The organism is Streptomyces swartbergensis (assembly GCF_002148965.1).
GTDB classification, from domain to species: Bacteria; Actinomycetota; Actinomycetes; order Streptomycetales; family Streptomycetaceae; genus Streptomyces; species Streptomyces swartbergensis.
The window spans coordinates 1-1,323 of the sequence record NZ_NGFN01000705.1 but is presented as its reverse complement, the minus strand read 5'-3'; the positions used below and the strand labels follow the sequence as shown (position 1 = coordinate 1,323).

General features: G+C 76.3%; 1 pseudogene. It reads left to right on the top strand.

Annotated elements, in window-relative coordinates:
* Positions 1-1,323, top strand: a pseudogene (locus CA983_RS48720) (2Fe-2S iron-sulfur cluster-binding protein); the annotation flags it as partial.

Below are 1,323 nucleotides of genomic sequence, written 5' to 3'. Positions count from 1 at the left end.
GGCCGCCGACAGTCCCCTCGCCGCGCCCGGCCACGGCTACGTACCGCCGCAGATAACGGCCGACCCCGCCACGACCGCCGGAACCGACCCGGCGGCTCCGGGCGCGTGGCCGGTCCCCGGCGCGCCCGTCGACGGCGCCCAGTGGCACGACCCGCACGCCCACCGGCAGGGCCACGAGCACGGCGGTCACCAGCAGCCGGGGCACGACACGGGGGAGCGGACGTACGGCACGGAGGCGCCGTACGGATCCGGCACGCCGTACGGCGCGGGGGCGGCGCGGCACGGCGGGGACGACCGCTTCACGTACAACCCGGCAGCCACCGGGCAGTGGAACTTCGACGAGGCGGCGGCGGAATCCGCGCCCGGCCATGACGTGACCGGGCAGTGGTCCATCCCCGTCGCCGGGGGTGACCTTCCGGACGAGTCGGGCGAGTTCACCACGTCCTCGCTGGTCGAGCAGTGGGGCGGCACCCCACCGCCCACGCTGCCGGGCGGTGCGGCCGCGCCGTGGGCGACACAGGCGGCGGGCCGGCCGTGGGGGCAGCAGGCCCCGCAGGACACGGCGGCGCGGGAACAAGCCGCGCCGGGTTATCCGCACGAGCACGAGCAGGACGGCGGGCACGGACACGGGCAGCCGCCGGCTGCCGGACCGGCCTCCGGGTACGCACCGGATCCGGCCGCACAGCGCGCCCACGCCCCGGAGCGGCCGCCTGCCGGGCCCATGCCGCAGGAGGCGGACCCGGCGGCTGGTCATGCCCCGGGGGAGACCGACGGCACCGGACACATGGGTCATGGGCCGGAGCCGCAGGGATTCGGTGGCCATGGGCCGCAGATGCCCGGCGCCGGTCACGCACCTCAGCCGTCCGACGGTGCCGACCATGGGCAGGAGCGGCCGGCTATCACCGACCACGGGTCGGATCCGCACGGCGTACCAGGCCACGGCCCGGATCCGTACGGCTTCACGGACCACGGCTCGGAGTCGTCCGTCTTCTCGGACCACCGCGCGGAGCCGTCTGCCTTCACCGACCACGGCTCGGACCCGCAGGGCTTCACGGACCACGGCTCGGACCCGCAGGGCTTCACGGACCACGGGTCGGACCCGCAGGGCTTCACGGACCACGGGTCGGACCAGTCCGCCTTCGCCGATCCCGGGTCGGATCCGCACGACGTGCCCGGCCACGGCTCGGATCAGTCCGACTTCACCGACCACCGCCCGGAGCCGTACGCCTTCACGGACCACCACGGCCCGGAGCCCTCCGGGGCGTCCGGCCACGGCCCCGAGCCGTCGGGTCACCTCGGTGAGCGGACCAAGCACCCCGCTGC